This window comes from Syntrophomonas wolfei subsp. wolfei str. Goettingen G311 (genome assembly GCF_000014725.1).
Taxonomy (GTDB): domain Bacteria; phylum Bacillota; class Syntrophomonadia; order Syntrophomonadales; family Syntrophomonadaceae; genus Syntrophomonas; species Syntrophomonas wolfei.
On sequence record NC_008346.1, the window covers coordinates 2866370 to 2885373 of the forward strand.

The following is a 19004-nucleotide window of genomic DNA, read 5'->3' on the forward strand; positions in this document are numbered from 1 at the left end:
CTATACGCGGGTCACAAACACAGAAAGCCCACGTCTTTAGGCGTGGGAGTATGTGTTTCAATCCCCTATACGCGGGTCACAAACGGTCAAAACAACCTCGTCCCCGACCTTAAGCCCCTGTTTCAATCCCCTATACGCGGGTCACAAACTCCGAGCCACTCCACTGGGACCATTCGTGCCACAGGTTTCAATCCCCTATACGCGGGTCACAAACACATCAACTGCCACAACTGCCTTTTGGCTACTTGAGTTTCAATCCCCTATACGCGGGTCACAAACGAAAACGGGTATAGCATGCTTGATGGAAAACAACGGTTTCAATCCCCTATACGCGGGTCACAAACTTGCCGGGACAAAATCAGCTACAATCAATGACGATTAGTTTCAATCCCCTATACGCGGGTCACAAACATTTCTACAGGCAATATATTCGGGTACTCTTACCCAGTTTCAATCCCCTATACGCGGGTCACAAACTTTGATTGGCATTTTATTACCTTCTTTCATTTTTATATGTTTCAATCCCCTATACGCGGGTCACAAACGAAACGGTTATTTGGTTTCTATTTTAAATATTTATCCTAGTTTCAATCCCCTATACGCGGGTCACAAACAATCATCAGTTCCAAAGTCACGAGAACATATTTTATGTTTCAATCCCCTATACGCGGGTCACAAACGCATGGTCGGGGTGATGTTGCTGGGCTAGTTCCCGGGTTTCAATCCCCTATACGCGGGTCACAAACTATAGTTCTGTTATTTTGTTACCTGGAAGGTATTTGTTTCAATCCCCTATACGCGGGTCACAAACCAGGAAGAAAGAGGATATCACGCAATATTGGAACGGTTTCAATCCCCTATACGCGGGTCACAAACTAATTTTTTCTTTTAATTCTTGTCGATCTCTCACATGTTTCAATCCCCTATACGCGGGTCACAAACAAAGGGGAACTATTTCAATCAATCCAAGAGGCATTAGTTTCAATCCCCTATACGCGGGTCACAAACCTTAACTGTGATTCTGTTATAGTTCCCTGGATAAAGTTTCAATCCCCTATACGCGGGTCACAAACTTTTTTTACCTTGCTTGACTGTTTTTAAATTGCATAGTTTCAATCCCCTATACGCGGGTCACAAACTTCCCTTTCTACTTCCTTTGTGTTCATTTCACATTTGTTTCAATCCCCTATACGCGGGTCACAAACTATAGTCTATAGTGTAACCTGCGGCCTTAATCCGGGGTTTCAATCCCCTATACGCGGGTCACAAACTGTAATTCCTTTTATCTTGCGCTGTTATTCTATCAGGTTTCAATCCCCTATACGCGGGTCACAAACATGATAGTACCATGCGCATTTTTTGCCGGAGAATTGTTTCAATCCCCTATACGCGGGTCACAAACAGATAGGAGGCCAAACAATGACAGATAAACAATATAAGTTTCAATCCCCTATACGCGGGTCACAAACTTTGACAATGCGGTGCAACGTGGTTTTGTTTGGGAGTTTCAATCCCCTATACGCGGGTCACAAACAAAATAATTAAGGAGTGGTAAACAATGGCGAGAAAAGTTTCAATCCCCTATACGCGGGTCACAAACGTAAATGACCGCTTAGAGGAAACTAAGGATTTTATCGAGTTTCAATCCCCTATACGCGGGTCACAAACGTGGTACATTCAGAAAAGTACACTGGAACAACAATATGTTTCAATCCCCTATACGCGGGTCACAAACGTATTAATGGAGACACAGACGCATGTGAGGATTTACGTTTCAATCCCCTATACGCGGGTCACAAACGCATCAGGAAGGTATTTTCTTGCACTTTTGACGGTAGTTTCAATCCCCTATACGCGGGTCACAAACGTAAAATGCCGTAATATTGGGATTTATGACAATTAAAGTTTCAATCCCCTATACGCGGGTCACAAACGCAGGCGATGGCGATGTTACAACAGGTAATGCAAGGAGTTTCAATCCCCTATACGCGGGTCACAAACCCGTGCCGACAAAGAAATACTGGGCTTTCTTTAACTGGTCTGGTCTTGAAGTTATTATACCCCTTATTTGTGAAATTGCAATAGATTGGCTTTTGTCGGAATTTTTACCTGTCGTCGCCGGGCAGGATTTTTGACACTATCAGCGGTCGACGACAAGTTTTATGGTAATGCAATTTTTCATCCCTTTTTATTCTCATTATCAATTTACACAAATTGTTTTGCGCTATCTTCCACCAAGTAATACCCCTTACATCAGGGTTAATTTGTATTTTCCCAGTCCAAAACTGGCATTTTTACCTATGTGTATATCTTCCCCTAATAATAACCACGGTAAAAATGGGTTCAGTTCTCCAGAACATTCCATTATGCCCATCATCCCTCCCAGCATCATACGCTGATCCTGCCTTCTTGAATAACGCTCCATTTCCTGCCAGTGCAAGTTCAGCGTTCCACTGGGAATGGTAGCAGCCGAATTGATTATTTCACTATCATCATTCTTTTGTCCCGTACCATAATACTTGTTCAACAGGTTCCAACGCCTGATAATTGCTTTTACAATTGTGCTGAAATCCAGTTTACTCTGCAGATGTCCTTCCTTTTTCAGGCGTAACGGGGTAATTAATTCTATCTGGCATCTTTTTATTATGTTCTTGCTTTGGGCTTCTTTTCGGTAATCATCCCAGGTTTTGGTATGTGGCCGTTTAATCATTATTGTCGATCCTTTGTGCCATACCTGCTTTTGTCCAAACAAATCCTCTACTCTTTCCAATTCATAAGCGATGTGGTTTTTCCCGAGTCCCCATTTACTAATTATTTTTATACAATGCACAAAGACCGGTAAATAATCTATACTGTTACCAAATAACAACAATCCCAGTTTCAGTTCTGCCTGACCCGATTTCATTTCTGCATTATTATAAATAGTTGGTTCAAATACATAGGGTTGCGGCACACCTGATTGCTGTCGCTCGCCATTTGAAAAATACCACCCGCTTTCAAATAGATAAGTGTATACGCAGCGATTCCTGAGCATGCATTCTGAGCATTTCCCGCGCGGTTCTACGCAACAGCTATCCTTCAGGATGTTACCAAACACTCCCCGTATGGTTGAACCTATAAAGGGTGCCATTTCCACAGCCTGATTGCTGCTCAAGGTAAATTCCAGGCAAGATATTTCCAGTTTAATCAACTCCTTAACCTTGATTTGCTTTTCATTTAAGCTTTTTGCTCAAGGTGTGTTTTTACAAGAATTGGCTTTCTCCGCCTTTTTCTATACCCATGATCTCCCTTTCCGAATATTTGCTTGTTCGGAAGGTATAGAAAATAATTGAATCGTATTCGTGGTCAATGATTCGACTCAATTCTGCTTTTAGTTTTTTGAAACTGCCTTCATTTATATTACCTTCCAATACTGAATTTTGTACCCAGTATAGATATTTGCGACCCGTCTTTAATACTTTGGCTACTCGTTTTACTTCAACATCATATACCATTATTACCAGCATGTATTCGCCTCCCTACCAACGGCTAACATAGGCTTTGTAAAGCTTTTCCCCTATCAGGTGTTTCTCCAGTTTATATAATTCCAATCTTATTAATCTCCGATAAGACACTTCATGGCCTATATCCCGGTGCTTTATTGTAGTACGCAGGCGTTTTTCCCATTCGTTTACAAATACCTGGCGTCCTTTATCATTTAGCAGAATTCCACCCATCTTATTTTCAAAATGCGTGGAGCGTAGCATGTTACGGGCCAGCAAATAAAATATTATTCGGTCGACTAATATTGGTTTGAATATTTCTGCAATGTCCAAGTTTAAGCTGAATCTCCTGAAGTTTGTAGTATGCAAATAGGAGATTCGTGGATCCAGATGAGTCCGGTATATTTCACTCAAACAGGCTGTGTATGTCATGGTATTGCCAAAACTGATCAAAGCATTTATACGATCGCGGGGCGGACGCCGGTTTCTACCTTCGAAAAGAAAATCGCTTTTATCAATTATAGTATTGAAAGCACTGTAATACGCATCTCTGATATTCCCTTCAACCGCCATTAATACTTCAACTGAAACCGATTCATCTATCCTATCTATCAGATTACCTATGCTTTGAAGGGCCCGGGTAAGATCTTTACCCCTGTTATGATAATACTTTAATACTTCCAGCATATTAGCCGATGCTCCCTGAACAAATAATTTCGCTAGCATCAAACGGCGTTGCTCATCCAGGTAGTGTTCTGCCTGGTGTAAAGTCATGTACCCGGAGTTAAGATGTTCGCGGGGATAATAAGAGCCGCTGTAATAACCATAGTTATTATAAAAATGAAGTATTATCTCTTTTTGGGTGAGGAATTCCAAAAAGCGTTTGTTCAGGTCTACTTCCCCATAAACATGGATTTCATTAATATCCTCCACCGGGATATAGCGCTTACCCTGTTCGGTTTCAAAATACAGGGTATTGTCTTTGCGTTTAAATTTTCCTTCATTAAAAACATAAATGGCTTTTTTCATCTATTCACCTGCTTCTTATTTAAGCCCAGCAGAATTCCGCATAGGCACAGGGTTTGCACCATTTTATTTTCTGAGCCGGCGGAGGCGCAGCTTTTTCAACTATATCAATAATTTTCTTTGTTGCCGTTTCCAGCTCCAGGCGGGCTTCTTCATCCAATATAACTTCGATGCGCTGTTTTTCTTCAGGGATGAATAATTCCCCGCAAGCCGCAATACCCATTTGCTCAATCTGCCATAAGTAGAATTGCAGTTGCCGGGTGGCACTGGTTAAAAATTTAGAGCTTTTCTTTATCTCTCCAATAATCAACCGGCCTTTTTCACTGCGTACCAAATCAATTTTAATATTGCCCAGGTTTATTTCCTTTTTATCGCGCTGGTAACTAAATTCATGGATTGTTCTGCCCTGATATAGGTTATTGTCCTCCTGATCAGGGCCCAGGGCATGGGCCATTAACCACACCTGCCTTTTGCAGATATAGTAGTACCAGATTAAAGTTCCGTTTACTTGGAATTCCGTTTCGGGCATTAAAAATCTCCTCCATCTACCGGCAGAACTATGTCCTGGTATTGCTGGCTGTATTTTAGCGGAATAAATCCGCTATCTTTCGAATAAACCTGACCAATCCCTTCTGCATGCAATATCCACCAGGAAAAAGGGGTTTTTTCTAAAACCGGCTTATCCTTAGCGATAATGAAACCGGATAGACTGTCATCCCATTCCTGTAAGTATTTTAATCCCACATTAATAGTGTGCTGACCGAGTTCACGGTTGATTGAGCGTCGCCGGGACAGGCTTTTTAAACCGGGAGGCAATGCTGGTAATTCATTCAATAATTCTTCTATGCTGCCATCCTCATCAATTAGCAAAGCTGCCTCGGGAATCTGTTCATCATATAATGGGTGATAAGCACCCCAATGACCTTTAATAATATCGGGCCAAATTTCATCAGGTATAACTGCACTACTCAAGCGCCGATAATATTCTGTAACCCGGGCAGCTATAGCAGATTCCCTTAAAATCCCCTGCTCATTCAACAGATTTCGGGTTTGATTCAATAAGGTTTTATCATATATATAGGATGATAATGAACGGTTTCGATCGTCTTTCACTTCTATAACCCACAATTCAGCCAATCCTTCCCGTTGAGCATGGCGATTACATCTCCCAGCAGCTTGAACAATACTGTCAAAAGGAGCTAAATCCCGGATAACCATAGCAAAATCAAGGTCAACACCCGCTTCGACTACCTGCGTGGATATTAAAGTTCTTTGCAGTTCGTTATGTTCCATTTTTATGAGCTGATCAAGGATTCGCTGCCGGTCATGCGGGGTTAGCCATCTGGACAATAATAATGTCGGCAAACCTCTTTTCAAAGCTGCCAGGTAGGTTCGCAAAGCTGATTCCCGCGTGTTAAGAATCACCAGGCAATCTTTTTGTGCCCACCCTCTATCATCCAGAAAGTCAGGCAACTTATCTATATCTAGTGCATGGTTTTGCCATATTATCTTGTGTCGTTCTTTAGGAAATGCTACTGTTTCCGGTGTCAGTTCCTTTCCCTGAATAATGACCGGTTGAGTGGCAGTCATCAATATAAAAGTGCTTCCCCATTGCTGAGATATCAGTTCCAGTGTTCTTCCTATGCCGTCCCAGTATTTAACAGGAATGCTCTGAGGCTCGTCCAATAAAACAACCGCCTGGCTCAAGCGGTGAAAGTTCATATTATCGTTGGCCCGGGGGGAGTACATTACATCCCATAGTTTTGAAAGGGTAGTTACGACCACCGGCATATCCCAGTAACGAAAAAATGATAGGAATTCCCCGGCCTGATTATCCGATCCGTAATCCGGCTTTTTATCATCCCCATCATCCCGGTAAGCTAAATGGTGATCTTCCTGTACCTGGTCAAATAACTGTCCGGCTACTCCCGCATTCTGATCCACCAGACTTATGAAAGGCAGGATATAAATTATACCGGTCGCCTTAAACCTTTCTGCGGCCATAGATGCCAAAGATAATCCGATTAATGTCTTACCGGCACCGGTTGGCAGGGTTAATGTATATAGTCCCGGTTTATCCATTATCTGAGTGGCATTATTTACAGCTTTTTCATATAATGCCGTCCGCCATAAGGCCAATTCACTTCTTCCGCTGTGCTGTGATTCGAGCCGTTTTTGCTGAATAAATTGAGTGAACTTTTGTGCTTGCGGATGCCAGTATTTGGCCTGCCATTCTGTTCCCACCGCTGCATCCCAACGGTCGGCTGTAACCAGTAATGAATATATTTTGCGCAATTCCAGCCATAAATGGCTCATAGCTTCCGGGTTATCAACCGGCAGCAGAATCTCCAGTTGGTCAAAACAAAGGTTCTCCCAGCTGATTTCATCCGGAAAACTTTTTATAAAATCGGCCGGTATTTCATCCCATAATCCCAGGGTGGACATCCCCGGCCAGGTATATAATGCTGTCAATTCTTTTATGCGGTCAGCATATTCTCCATTAATCCAGTAGCTTTTAATTTCGTCCAGATTCTGCAGGGCTCCATGATGCCGACGTACGGCCTCTGCCAGTATGATGTTGCCAGTTTTAGCCAATACCAGCGCGGCTGAGGGTGCTGCATGTCCGGTATAAACCTGTTCCGGTGGTGATTGCCGGCATAGTTCCGCACAGGTATTGGCCGCGGGGCAGGCGCGGCACAATCGCTTTTGAAAAGCGGAATGTGCTTTGCCGATATCATGCATTAACAGAGCACTTCGCTCCGTTTCATCAAGTGTGAGACTATAATGTTCCGCCATTAAAAGGGCTATGTTTCCCGTATTGATAAGGTGTTTTTCCAGTTGTTTTCCGGGATGGCTGCAAGGTTTACCACGCATTGAACCAGGCCACCTTTTCTCCATTTATCATATTACTTTGCAAAGCTCCCTGATTACGCAGATACAACAAGGGGCTGCCGGCTTTTCCCGGTTGGGCATAATAAACCTGAACCGTATGGCTAAGGCATCTTGTGACGGTCATTTGAACCGGGATTTGTTCGCTGAATACCGCCCCCGAGCGCACAATGTCTAATTCCAGGCCTTCATAGCCCGGTACAATAGTATTAAACCCTGAATCCATCTCCGCTTCTGCCGGTTCATATTCGCCGTGGTATTTTATATCTGCCAGGGCATAGGCTGCTCCCAGGCAAGGGGTATAGATAAATTCTTCCCTTTCCAATCTTTGTTTGAGAATTTTATATATTTCCCCTCCCTGTACATAAATCCGGTAACGCGGCTTTTTTACCAGTTGATGCTTTACCTGTATATGTTCAGACATATCCGCATTGGAGTTTTTATATTTCATGAGGTTTACCGCGGTATTTATCCAGCGGATAGGGCTGAGCAAAGCTATTGCTACCTGAACTTCGCGCATCTTTTCCCAATAGCGGGCGTTTTTGGCATCCTGACTGGCTTCGTGATTTATGCCGATTATTCCTGCTATCAAGCCGGCGATTGCTGTTGGCGGCGGAAAAGGGTATGACACCATAGAGGTGGTGGTATAGGGTTTACGGAATAGTGCCATATCTCCCTCTATATCAAAAACTAGAGCCACCCCCATCACCTCACTTCGATACTGCTTATTCCCTTTAATTGCTCTTCCTGAATAATGTTTATTTCCCCATCGGTAATAACTCTAATACCGGCAATCTGCTCTTGCTTTAATTCCATTGATTTTAACAAAGCCCCTATATCAAGACTTACCTCCTGCAGGCTGCGCAAAGCTTTTTGTTTTTCCCGGTCCATAACTTTCCCCTCCCGATCCAGCAGAGTAACTTTATCATCCAGAGCCCCGATTTTGCCGTTAAAATCTTCTTTATATGTTATCTCAATTAACAGGCGGGACTTATGCTCATTCTTGCTGCGTGTAATCAGGTTATCGGTTCCCTGCCATAAGCCATCTAGCATTCTTTGCAGGTCCTCATCAGCGGCATCTGTATACTGGCTGGCATACTGATTGGCTATGGCATAAACCCCCATCAGGGCGAAGGGTACCAGGTATTCGTTGCGAAACGACCTTTGTCGATTGTCTGCTCCTCCGCGTTCTGTGGCAAAGGCGGCTGTCCCCTGTACAAATTCAAAACTGGCACTATGTAGCGACCTGCCCCACTTAAATTGTACCGGTCCCGTCCAGGCAAAGGCTTCTTTGCCCAGTGCAAAAGTTACTCCGAACAGCCTCACATCCAGGCATTGTTTCATTATTTCACGAGCATCGCTTTTGCCAGTAATCTTCTTAAGTTCTTCAAATCTGGTTTTAAGCGATTTAGGTTCCCCATCAACAAATACTATCTCCCCGCTCCTTACCCACTCGTCACGAGTTGTCCTTTTTACCCGCACATCAGATGCCATTGCCTGTGCTGTGTCCCCATCATAACGGGGATGGTTTTCGTTAAGGGGATCACCATTGGGATTAGCGTCTTTTACCGTATATAAGAATAAATATTCCCGTCTCTGCTTAAAGGCCATATTATCCCTCCTCCTTTTCATCCTTTTCATTTTTCAATTCCTTGGATTCCTTGCTTACAAGGAATATATCCCAAAAATATTGCCGGGCATTCAGGAATCCGGCCGCCAAAGCAAAATTCCCGTTTACACCCATGTCTTCCTCGCCGCTTTGCAGTAATAGCTCCATAGCGGCAGCACTCAGCTGCGACATATAACCCGTATATTTCATATCTTCGCGATACGCCGCCAACAGCGTTGGTACGCGACTCAGCAGTCTTTTCAAACTCGCGCTATCCATACGACCAAATTGTATTTGTTTGAATAGGGGACTTTTGCTTATGTCTGTATCCCCACTTGCCTGTCTTACGGCCATATAGCCTAACAGTACCCCGGATAGCAGGGCCCCTTGTCCCGCTGGAGTTTGCATATAGGGATCATGAAACTTAGTAAAAATATCCAGATTCATCTGCTCACCTCCTGATTTAATCGGTTCATATATTCTACCCATAGCTCGGCATAACGCATGGACAAGCCGGCCTTTTTGCTATCGCCTTCAAAGACTAAGCGGGGTAAACGGGGTACAATCAATTGTTTAAATGTATCTACCGGTAATACTTCACCCTGTAGCATATTAGCAATCACTTTTAAAGCAAAATTCCGGAAAATTATTTTATCTGCACTGCTTTTTCCGGCAAAAGCACTCATAGTTTTGTATATGCTTTTCATGGCAGTATCCAAATCCGTATCCTTATGCCATCCGGCAAACTCCCGAGTCACCTTTTGCCAGGCAGTTTCCAGGCGAGCCAGTCTCTCCGGCGGTACATCTTCTACCATCAGATGAACTATTTCCTGGGAATTATTCTTCTGCCAGAATATAAAATGAAAGACCATCCCCTGTCCGATTCTTGCCAGGCGCGAAAAATACCTCTCCTCAGTTTTTTCGCCTGTTCCGGCCAGTTCAGCGGCCGTTAGTTTTTCTTCCCAACTATACAAGAATTTCTCGAACAAGGCCTTCTCTCCATAGCCTATTGCTTCCGGCATAGCCCAAACCAGGATATCGGGCAGCAGTCCTCTTTTGGTCAATATTCGGTCAACTTTTTCCCGACCAGAGGAGATTTGCTCAAAACAGGATTGGCAGATAGAAAAATTATAGGGGATTCCCTTTTTATCCAAACCCGCGAGAACGCTCACTTTGTCAAAGGTAGCAAATTTAAATATCTTGTCCAATGTTACTGTGCCGGAGTTATTTTTACCGCAAATACTGCAGTTCTGATGAGTATGATCCGGCTTTTTAACGGCTTTCTTGCCTCCGCTAAGACTGATTTTTAGCTTTCGTTCAAAGTACTTTGCCAGCGCCGGCACTTCTCCGGGATAAAGGAGATCACCATTATGCTCAACAACGAAGATTACAATATAGGATTGCTGGTTATCCAAATCAGTTAAAACCATGTCAATTTTTCCCTGCATCCCCTGCAAAATGCGCTCCACTGAACCTGCGGAAAATACTCCTTCTCTTTCATAGTCATTTAATATGCGGTTTTTGATTTTAAAAAAGTGGGTATCTTTATTGTCTTCCCATTGCGGAGGACAGAATGCTGCGCGATTCTGCTCCGCATTGTTTTTCATCTTGCCGGCTGGATGTATGGGTGAGAATGAAGCTGTTGTTTGGCTGGGTGCTTTCTTATACATATATTTTTTTAGGGATAATGCATTTGCTTTATAATCTGCCAGATCCATCCGGCTTACACCTACTATATCCAGGGTTTCCTGCAGGTCACCTTTTACCTGCAGCCATACCCGGATTTCTTTGCCATCCTGTGCCATGGGCCTGACTAGATAAGGTTCCAGTCCCTCCTTTTTTTCACTTTGCCCCATCTGCTGCATGGCCCGTAAAAACCCCATCATTTCACCTCCTTTAATCTGATTTTTAATTACTGCTATATAAATCCCGGTCATATTCAATAACGGTGCAATTATTGCGCAGTATTTTTTATTAATTTCCCTTTTGTTATTTGCATTATAGCAACTCCCTTGTGCAAAAAATGTTCGTTATTGTAATAAATACTGCACAAATGACGAAATTAAAATGAATCACCATAAAAACTCGAAATCTGGCAGGATAAACCACAATACCTACCCCCAGTAGCCAAGCTCAAAAAAGCACCTGTGATTAGCAGATGCTTTTTCCTCTACTTTCTTTACACTTTTTTTGTAAGCGGGCCATGGCCCTCTGCCGTTTGGATTTAATGGTATTTATCGGTTTCTTCAAACGAACGGCTATGCTTCTGTCGCTCTCGTTATAGGCATAGTAGGCAATAATAATATCCCATTCCTCTGGCTTAATCTTTGCTGCCAAGACAGCCTCCTGCAAAGCGGGGATATAAGAGCTTAGTAGCAATTTATCTTCCAGTTGTTCATAATCATCTGGCTCATTTAACAATTGATAATTCTCCATGCTCTCTGCTTCGTATGAAATCTGAGTTACAATCCCTGAGCGCCGGTAATACTTATCCAGGTAAGTGTTTTTATTTCTATTTACTATTTTCAAAAATAATGCTTTAAGAGATGTTATCGAATTACCGGAGTTCAGATAACGATTCAAAGCTAAATATAAATCTGTCAGAGCCTCCTGCATCAGGTCTTCACCATCATTTCCAAAATTGAATTCCATTTTCCAAAGAGCATAACTATACCAGGGGGTTTGCATTAATTCCTGCCACGCCCGATCATCTCCTGCTGCCAAAGCCTGTACCATACTGTTCAACGCACAGTTTCCTGTCGTAGTTGTCATTATCATTCCTCCTTTTTTATAGATACTGAAAAGAGTATCTATTTCCGGAGGCGTACTAAATGGCAGCAGTATAAAATTATGCGGTTGCATCGTTTATTACATACAACTTAATCAGCTATGGTTATCTTTCCTGGAAACATCGTGTGTTTTATGAGCTAGACTAAATGTAGATTGGCCGGAAACATTCAAAAAAGAACATTTCTTAAATCGAGGTTGTCGAATTGTATACTGGATACTTATGGCGAATCTTATTCTATATGGATACTTTTTCTTTGTCAAGATATAAGTTGTGATTTGTTTTTAAGCTTATTATTCTGTACTGTCCAGGACCAAACCACTTCCTTTACCAACATGTAGATATCAGCCATTTTCAGATAAGGTAGAAATGGTGCAAACTATCCGGTATAAGTTATTTCCTCCAGCGAGACTTCTTTCATAAACATCTTCCATAGCTTCCGGGTTAAAGCGAAAGCCGGCATAGGTGAGGGAGTAAGGGGTATTCATTGTTTTTCATACTTAAGTCCTGCTTATTTCAAAACTTCACTTGGAGAATTCAAACGGTATTTGAACTCGTTAAGTGTTTGATACCTGGTCCTTTCAAGCCAGTCGATTTGAGCCATACGCTGTTCATCAAAATTAAGCATCGCCCTCAGTTCCCGCATGCGGAAGGTATTCCAGTAATCACTCTTGTTGTCTTTTAATTCTGTTAATATATGCTTTGTAAATAGATCTTTAAAAACTTTTATCTCTTTGTTTTTATAAACGGGCAAATGCCAATGACCGTTAGCGAATAGCTTCATGTACCTGCCTGCTTCACCATTTTCATTACTATAATTAGTAATTACCAGAGTCGGGTTTACTTTAATTGAACCCAAACCCAACGGCTTACCCATGCCAATCTTATGAGCGCAACCCGTTGGTAAATCCAGAACAAACAGCAAAGCCCCCAGTTCTATATCCGAGAGGTTTTCATAACGGATGCGGCCAGAAAAAGTCGCTCCTTCGTATACGGGTTTTATTTTAGTGTATTGTGATTTTGCTTTGTTAATTTCATCTTCAATGGCCTCCCAGCCATAATCTCCTTCTTGTGGGGTTTTACGATGCCAATAAAGCTTATATCCCCTTATATCAGTGTGGTCATTCCAATCCAACAATTTACTTCCCTCTTGTTTTAGATAATGCTGAACTGTGGTTGGTTTTGGGGTTGATAAAATTTGGGGTGATAATTCCTGGTATTGTCCTGGATTATTTACAATTCTGGCATCTTCAAAAAACACCCTGCCCGCGAACTTATCTGCATTGCCAAATATGGCTTCGGTAAAATCAATCACCGTATTTGATTTGTGTTCCGCTGGAAGATGATCCTTAACTTTTTTATCATAGGCTAGACGAAACAGGGGGGTATGACCAATAGATTTAATGTTGCCTTTATTATCAATTAGATAAAAACAAGGAATCCCACCGGGATATTTCTCCAGCATTTTAAAAAGATCAGCTTTTGGTTCCCTGCTTATATCAGCTATATAACTCTCGATTAAATCCTGGTCAATCTCCACCCGTCCCTCATCTTTCGGGCCGTGAATCACCGGATGCATATGCTTATTTCTTCCCATGCTACCAGACAGCACCAGGTACCCTTTTTTATAATTGCTATCCAACTCCGCTTTTTCGTGACCTATTTCCAAGCTATTGTTTATAATTAATGCATAGGATAGCCGAATCTTACCTCCGCGATGTGGGTGTGCCTTTTCTTTTGCTGGAATAAACGAGACCGGATAAAAATCGAATTTTGCTAATTCTTGGCTATATTCTTTATCTTCATCATCCTTCATCACAACTTTCCAAGAGTCCCCGCTTACTTTAGCATCAATTCTATATACCTGCTGCTTCTCCAAAGGATATATATAGTATTTTCCCTTCTCTTTCTTCAGCCAACCAGCTTCTGTTGCTGGCCGCAATCCATCACGGTTTTTACTTCCTTTAATCATCAAGGTTTGATATCTTCCCGGAACAGCTACTTTCCTGTAATAGAAGCGTTTGTCCTCCACATACTTCAATTGGCTGCAGCTTACTATTTCAAGCAGATTACGAACCATGCCGCGCAGGCTGCTGCCCGGGATTTTGGGGGTTCCACCGGGAGAGAAAAACTCGGGGTTTTCCCATTTTTCATCCCTTATTTTAGCCTCATAGGTTCTTTTTTCCTCGTCCTGTTTATAGGCATCCCTGATATACAATGGGGTTAATGCTTCAATATTTAAATCAATATAGCCGGTATTTAATCCTTCATGATAGCGGTCAAAAGAAGGAATCTCCGGATATTGTGATTTGCCATCTGAGCTTTCTGCTATTATAATCCCATCTTCCTGCTTTCTGGCCTTAACAACTTTACTATTTATGGGTATGAAGTTATATGGAGCCTTGGCAACTTCCCCCTTCCCTTGTGTTGCCGAATCGTTAAGCTCCGCTTGATTCGTCCCGCTATTTGAAGCTGAAGAAGGTTTATCTTTTCCGGATTCAAGCTTTAGCGATTGGACTTTGCTCTCCTTTTGGTTCATCTCTAAAACATTAGTATTATTGATAATCAACTTACCCAGTTTATTATCTGCCAGTTCAAAAATACATTCATCTCCCTTACGGATCCTGATCGTACTATCATTGATAGTCAAATTGTCTTTGATTTGTTTATTCATGTCATAAATGATGGTTATCTCAATCATTTTGTTTTTGATCCGCGACTCCTTAATTTTCCCTGCTTTCATCATTCATTCCCCCTCCCGCCTTCTATTCTCACAAAACGGCAATCCCCATAACCTGCCTGTCCCATCGGGTTAAAGTCTATATAGTTTCTGGTAACCAGCCATAGACGGTTGCTTGCGTTCAGGGTTAAGTTATCCGGAAGCAGGGAGTGATGCACACGCAGTTCTATCCCTCGTTCTTCTTTAAGCAACTTCCATTCATTTTCCAGGTATTCTTCCAGGCGAGTGCCCCACAGCAACTGCCGGGCCTCAATAGCTTCCAGTTCACCGCTATTATCTTCTTCATCCTGCCTGATGCGTAAGCGAAAAATATCCCCGGTATCCATACTGCTTTTCCAGACATAACATTCGCTATCCTCGTTAAATACTCTTAGCAACCTCAGGTATTCCGGTTGAAAAGGCAACGAGGGCGGCATAATAAATTGCCCCTTTTCAAAACTGCCCAAACAAATACCATGATACATAGTAACCAAAGCACCAGCCTTTTTACTATTGAAATGCTCTTTAATTTTATTCTGTAGGGTTCTCCATTCCCCCATCATAATTTGCGGTTCATTTTGCTTAAATCTCACCAACTGCATAGCTTTACTCGGCATCAGGCTTCACCTCATTTCCAGTCTCTTTGCTATTTGCAATATGTTTTATCAGTGAAGAAACTTTTTTCTCCAGCATGTCGGCTATTTTCTCATCCCAGCCTGGTTTATCTCCTTGCCGGTATATCAATAATTGTTCACCATCTCGTTTCATCTCTATTTTCACATCTTCCATCGATATATTTGCGGATAAACCCCGCAAAACCCCCCGTCCGACATTCTTTTCCCCTCCGATAGCCAGATCTCCGTTCCATAGGTCCTTCAAGACCAGCAACATCAAACCTGCTTCCCAGTCTTTATAATCCTTTATACTTAGTTCCAGCGTAACCATTGATTTATTTCCCTCTTTGGACCAGATGGGCATACTATCAAACAGGGCATTATTGATAACCCCACCGGTGAAGCGGTCAATTCTTGTGCGGTATTGGATTTCTTCGCAATAGCTTTCCCCGGCTATCTGCTTCTCTTCGATCTTTATTCTCCCTCTGATTGCTTCCTTGTGCTCTGGCGAACCCGGTTTATCATCTACCCAGCCGAATAGTTCTTTTAATTCATCAAGGCCATTTCCGCCCAGGGTATTGATTATCCTTTCAGCTCGCGAACGGATGGCACCCCGTAATGAAGTACCCGGCAATATGGCTATATCTTTAGATTGGTTATGATTTCGGCTTTTAATATGCACTTTGTCCGGTGCTTGAGGGTTTCCCGAATATGAACCAACTATAAGAGCGTTTTTTATATTGAATTCAGCTTTAATATGGAATTGTTTATGCTGGGGATGAAAAGCTCTCGGTAGCTGTAAGGGATCATATACCAATGGCATATTTGAATGGTCTGCCGAAAGCCAGGCAATAATATGCTCCGGCTTACGATAATCAAATTCATAAGCTGTTAAGTCTTCCAGCTTACAGCAGCCAAAGCCTTGGCCAGTTCGGGCCCCGATAGCAAATTCTCCTCCACTTAAGATAGCCGTAATCCAGTTAAAGAAACTACGAAATAACTCTATATTGAAGGCTTTTCTAATAACCACTTCCATTTTGAAGTCAAAAGCAATTCCCGGTTCCACTATTTCAAAATCAAACTTCTTATGTGTTTCTACTATACCTGTCTTACGGTTTATTTTTATGCCATCTCTAATCGTTACCGGTGCTCTGCAACCCTCAGGAACCATCATATCTGCAATTACAAAAGCACTTTGACAACTGCGCTTTATGTATTCCCCATCCTCTTTCAACTGATATTCCCCACCCCAGAACCAGAGTTTGTTCTTTTTATAATCACTGGCGCCGCCCTTGTATTCATATTCATCAAAAGCATGCTTCAAAGCGCCAGTTATTGAAGAAGAGGGGATAAATGGCTGGCCGTTTTCGTCTTTTAAAACAATAACATCACTATCACCATATAAGCTTCTGCCACCGCCGATGATGAGTGGCGAGATTAATCTCAGCTTAGCTTTCAACAGCATCCGCTTAACAATGGCTGCGCCCTCCAGCGATTTATTCAGCATTTTTTCCCCTCCCTCTTATATTGATATTCTCTGCTTTATAAAGCTGGCGAAGTGTACGCAGGAATGCCTGCCAGTAGTTCCTGTATAGGTCAGTTGCATCCTGTTTTATGTCAAATTCCTCCCGCAACTTGTTCGCTAGCTTCCATTCATTCTCAACAGCACCCCAATACCAATCCTCCAACTTCATATTAGTCAGCTCTTTGAACAGGCTGGAATGGTTTAGTTTCATGTCATGCAAAGGTTTCGCGGCTTTATCGCGCAACTCTTTGATTTTGCCGGCTAAATCTTCCGGTTTTTGAGCATCCTGAACTATCCTCTCCAACCTTCCCAGCAGGCTGGATGATAACCGGACTTTTTCATTATTCTTCTTATAAAATTCATTGGCTCTCCAGGTTGCAGTAGTCAAAACTATACGATCCCAATAATCAGCGTATATTTGTCTGATTATCCGTTCAGCCAGAGGGCTGATATTGTTCGGTTTAGCAAATTCATCTTTTATGTCAGAGGCGTAGTAATGCTTGACCTCTGGCAAACTGCTGACAAACCTAAGCTGTCCAAAGCCCAAATGTCGCTTTTCTCCTAATCCCTCCTGCATCAGAGCATTGATTCTTTCTTTCAGGGATTTATCGATGTCAACCTTAAACTGTAATAAAAAAGAGGAACCGGGAGCCCAGCCCCTGATGGTCGGCTCCGGCATCTTCCAGTGGGCAATGAATGAATTGCTTTCCATTTCCCGGGCGAAGCTTTTTGACAGCTCTATGGCACCTTTATCCAAACCCAACCTTTGCTCTAAGATGCGAGCTAAGTTCTCGGTAGAGACACTGGTATAGCCATAATCGTTATATAAGACTACCGGTGAAACAAAGTATAATAATAACTGATTATCTTTAAGCCCTGAATTCTCATCCTCACCCAACAGACTATCGTCCAATGAAATTGCATTTTCCTTAATTTCACTAAATGTAATCCGGCATGAACCGTACTGGGTATTAATTGAGCGACCTAATCTTATCTCTGGTTTGTCTCTAAAATAGCTTTGGAACGCTTCAAGGTTATCCTTACTACCCAGTAAATATCCATGAAATTCCTGGCCGACTTCTAGTGTTTGATAATGAAAGATACCTTCGTCTTTAACATGACCATCTATTCTATCCCGGGCGGTGGTTGAATTCGCGTTGCGCACCAGATGAAAGTTTATAGTTTTTTCCGGCTCTTTTTTTATTAATTCACCATCTTCGATACAAGCATAACCCCTTACTACCTGGCGGCTATCTTCAGCGGAATATTCGATAAGACTAAATAGTCGATCCTTTTGTTTATTGCTATGTATGAATAGGGGGGTGGGATATAGCAAGTGTTTTTTGGATTGGGTTCCGTTATAGACCAGATAGGCATTACTGAAACCCAAGTTACCTTCTAAAAACCACTGGCGAAAAACATCATCGTCCTGGGCCTGAGCCGATTTTATTTTCCTGTTTTTAATCAGTTGATTAGCATAATAACCATGTAAAGCCGTCCCCGGAATATAGTCCAAAGTGGTCACCATGTTTTCATCACCATCCAGGGAGGTGAAAAGTAATGCTGTAGTATTAGTTATAGTATATTCTAATTTATGGCTATACCCCTTTGTGTCAGCTAGGATTTTTTCCATATAATCTTTATTAACTATAGCTACGGATTGTTCCTCCACCTGTCGTGATGGCCTTTGCCCGGGATTCCATTTTTTCAACTCTGCAATTACTATTTCCGTCAGATTTTTGTCGTCCTCTGAATTCAGAGCACAGGATATTTCACCCCAGCCCCGATTTCTTCTGCTCCCCACCCGTTTGAGGTTAAGACAGGCCAATGCCAGCATGGTTTCAATCTCTGATTTTAATGACAAATGCAATACTTCGATGGTTCCTGTAAAGGTATAGGGTTTTCTCAAAACCCGAACACTTCTCAAGCTGCCTTTTTGTGCGTATCCGTCTTTATTTATGGCAGTTTGTTGCCTGATATCGGTAAGAGCGCTGGTAACTGCCTCTTTGCTTATTAACTGGGGAAATTCCTGATTGATATAATTTAGGTAATCGATAGTCTGTTCGTAGTCTGGCGGGTATAGGTTATTCACGCGAATGGATGCAGGGTAAATACTGCTCCCAAATACCTGCTCAACCGGCAAGAGGATAAACCCTTTCAATCCAGCTTGCTGCAGCATTTCCATAACCTCTACGGCACTTTCCCGTAACAAACCTTTTAGTCGGCGAGCCGGGAACAAGGGCAAACCATAATCGTCAACTATAATATCACTATCGATATAACTCCCCCGACCACTGCCAGAACCTAGCATAAGCGATGAATCAACTTCAATTATTACCCTCAGCAATATAA

12 protein-coding genes, 1 pseudogene and 1 CRISPR repeat array (1 of these 14 cut by a window edge) are annotated in these 19004 nt (G+C 42.4%); all 13 genes and pseudogenes read right to left on the minus strand.

Features of this window, described 5'->3' with window-relative positions; all coding sequences use genetic code 11:
- Positions 1 to 2001: a CRISPR direct-repeat array (repeat unit 30 nt; unit sequence GTTTCAATCCCCTATACGCGGGTCACAAAC) (it extends 10239 nt beyond the left edge of the window).
- Between the two features lie 247 nt (positions 2002 to 2248).
- The 13 genes and pseudogenes from cas6 to SWOL_RS13055 all read right to left on the minus strand — a co-directional run bounded on the left by cas6 (position 2249) and on the right by SWOL_RS13055 (position 18999).
- On the minus strand, positions 2249 to 3190 hold the full coding sequence (gene cas6 / locus SWOL_RS12990) for a CRISPR system precrRNA processing endoribonuclease RAMP protein Cas6 (RefSeq protein ID WP_011641882.1): 942 nt from the start codon (positions 3188 to 3190) through the stop codon (positions 2249 to 2251).
- A gap of 52 nt (positions 3191 to 3242) precedes the next feature.
- Positions 3243 to 3506 (minus strand): CRISPR-associated endonuclease Cas2, encoded by a 264-nt coding sequence (gene cas2 / locus SWOL_RS12995; protein WP_011641883.1) that lies wholly within the window; start codon positions 3504 to 3506, stop codon positions 3243 to 3245.
- Between the two features lie 12 nt (positions 3507 to 3518).
- Positions 3519 to 4511, minus strand: a complete 993-nt coding sequence (cas1b, locus tag SWOL_RS13000) for a type I-B CRISPR-associated endonuclease Cas1b (protein WP_011641884.1) — start codon at positions 4509 to 4511, stop codon at positions 3519 to 3521.
- Between the two features lie 19 nt (positions 4512 to 4530).
- The gene (gene cas4 / locus SWOL_RS13005; RefSeq protein WP_011641885.1) at positions 4531 to 5037 is read right to left on the minus strand and encodes a CRISPR-associated protein Cas4; all 507 of its coding nucleotides are present in this window, start codon (positions 5035 to 5037) and stop codon (positions 4531 to 4533) included.
- A complete protein-coding gene (locus SWOL_RS13010) occupies positions 5037 to 7382 on the minus strand; it encodes a CRISPR-associated helicase/endonuclease Cas3 (protein ID WP_011641886.1) in 2346 nt (781 codons plus the stop codon). Before SWOL_RS13010 ends, cas4 begins: the two co-directional genes overlap by 1 nt.
- Complete coding sequence (gene cas5b, locus SWOL_RS13015; RefSeq protein WP_041428126.1) at positions 7372 to 8097, minus strand: type I-B CRISPR-associated protein Cas5b; 726 nt, start codon at positions 8095 to 8097, stop codon at positions 7372 to 7374. The genes SWOL_RS13010 and cas5b overlap by 11 nt, the downstream gene beginning before the upstream one ends.
- A 5-nt stretch (positions 8098 to 8102) precedes the next feature.
- A complete protein-coding gene (gene cas7b / locus SWOL_RS13020; protein WP_011641888.1) occupies positions 8103 to 9008 on the minus strand; it encodes a type I-B CRISPR-associated protein Cas7/Csh2 in 906 nt (301 codons plus the stop codon).
- Between the two features lies 1 nt (position 9009).
- Positions 9010 to 10943 (minus strand): annotated as a pseudogene (locus tag SWOL_RS13030) (TM1802 family CRISPR-associated protein).
- A 214-nt stretch (positions 10944 to 11157) separates the two neighbouring features.
- A complete protein-coding gene (locus SWOL_RS13035) occupies positions 11158 to 11778 on the minus strand; it encodes an RNA polymerase sigma factor (RefSeq protein ID WP_011641891.1) in 621 nt (206 codons plus the stop codon).
- A 527-nt stretch (positions 11779 to 12305) separates the two neighbouring features.
- The gene (locus SWOL_RS13835) at positions 12306 to 14540 is read right to left on the minus strand and encodes a TIGR03986 family type III CRISPR-associated RAMP protein (protein ID WP_011641892.1); all 2235 of its coding nucleotides are present in this window, start codon (positions 14538 to 14540) and stop codon (positions 12306 to 12308) included.
- Positions 14537 to 15130: a type III-D CRISPR-associated protein Csx19 gene (csx19, locus tag SWOL_RS13840; RefSeq protein ID WP_011641893.1), complete on the minus strand. Its 594-nt coding sequence runs from the start codon at positions 15128 to 15130 to the stop codon at positions 14537 to 14539. The genes SWOL_RS13835 and csx19 overlap by 4 nt, the downstream gene beginning before the upstream one ends.
- On the minus strand, positions 15120 to 16634 hold the full coding sequence (locus SWOL_RS13050) for an RAMP superfamily CRISPR-associated protein (RefSeq protein WP_011641894.1): 1515 nt from the start codon (positions 16632 to 16634) through the stop codon (positions 15120 to 15122). Before SWOL_RS13050 ends, csx19 begins: the two co-directional genes overlap by 11 nt.
- Positions 16624 to 18999 carry an RAMP superfamily CRISPR-associated protein gene (locus tag SWOL_RS13055; RefSeq protein WP_011641895.1) on the minus strand — a complete coding sequence of 792 codons (2376 nt, stop codon included), beginning with the start codon at positions 18997 to 18999 and terminating at the stop codon, positions 16624 to 16626. The genes SWOL_RS13050 and SWOL_RS13055 overlap by 11 nt, the downstream gene beginning before the upstream one ends.
- Positions 19000 to 19004: the final 5 nt, after the last annotated feature.

What these genes read in the sequence shown, in the direction of transcription:
- cas2 (WP_011641883.1), bottom strand. Translation starts at nt 3,506, where the DNA reads ATGCTGGTAATAATGGTATATGATGTTGAAGTAAAACGAGTAGCCAAA.
- cas1b (WP_011641884.1), bottom strand. Translation starts at nt 4,511, where the DNA reads ATGAAAAAAGCCATTTATGTTTTTAATGAAGGAAAATTTAAACGCAAA.
- cas4 (WP_011641885.1), bottom strand. Translation starts at nt 5,037, where the DNA reads ATGCCCGAAACGGAATTCCAAGTAAACGGAACTTTAATCTGGTACTAC.
- SWOL_RS13010 (WP_011641886.1), bottom strand. Translation starts at nt 7,382, where the DNA reads ATGCGTGGTAAACCTTGCAGCCATCCCGGAAAACAACTGGAAAAACAC.
- cas7b (WP_011641888.1), bottom strand. Translation starts at nt 9,008, where the DNA reads ATGGCCTTTAAGCAGAGACGGGAATATTTATTCTTATATACGGTAAAA.
- SWOL_RS13035 (WP_011641891.1), bottom strand. Translation starts at nt 11,778, where the DNA reads ATGACAACTACGACAGGAAACTGTGCGTTGAACAGTATGGTACAGGCT.
- SWOL_RS13835 (WP_011641892.1), bottom strand. Translation starts at nt 14,540, where the DNA reads ATGATGAAAGCAGGGAAAATTAAGGAGTCGCGGATCAAAAACAAAATG.
- csx19 (WP_011641893.1), bottom strand. Translation starts at nt 15,130, where the DNA reads ATGCCGAGTAAAGCTATGCAGTTGGTGAGATTTAAGCAAAATGAACCG.
- SWOL_RS13050 (WP_011641894.1), bottom strand. Translation starts at nt 16,634, where the DNA reads ATGCTGAATAAATCGCTGGAGGGCGCAGCCATTGTTAAGCGGATGCTG.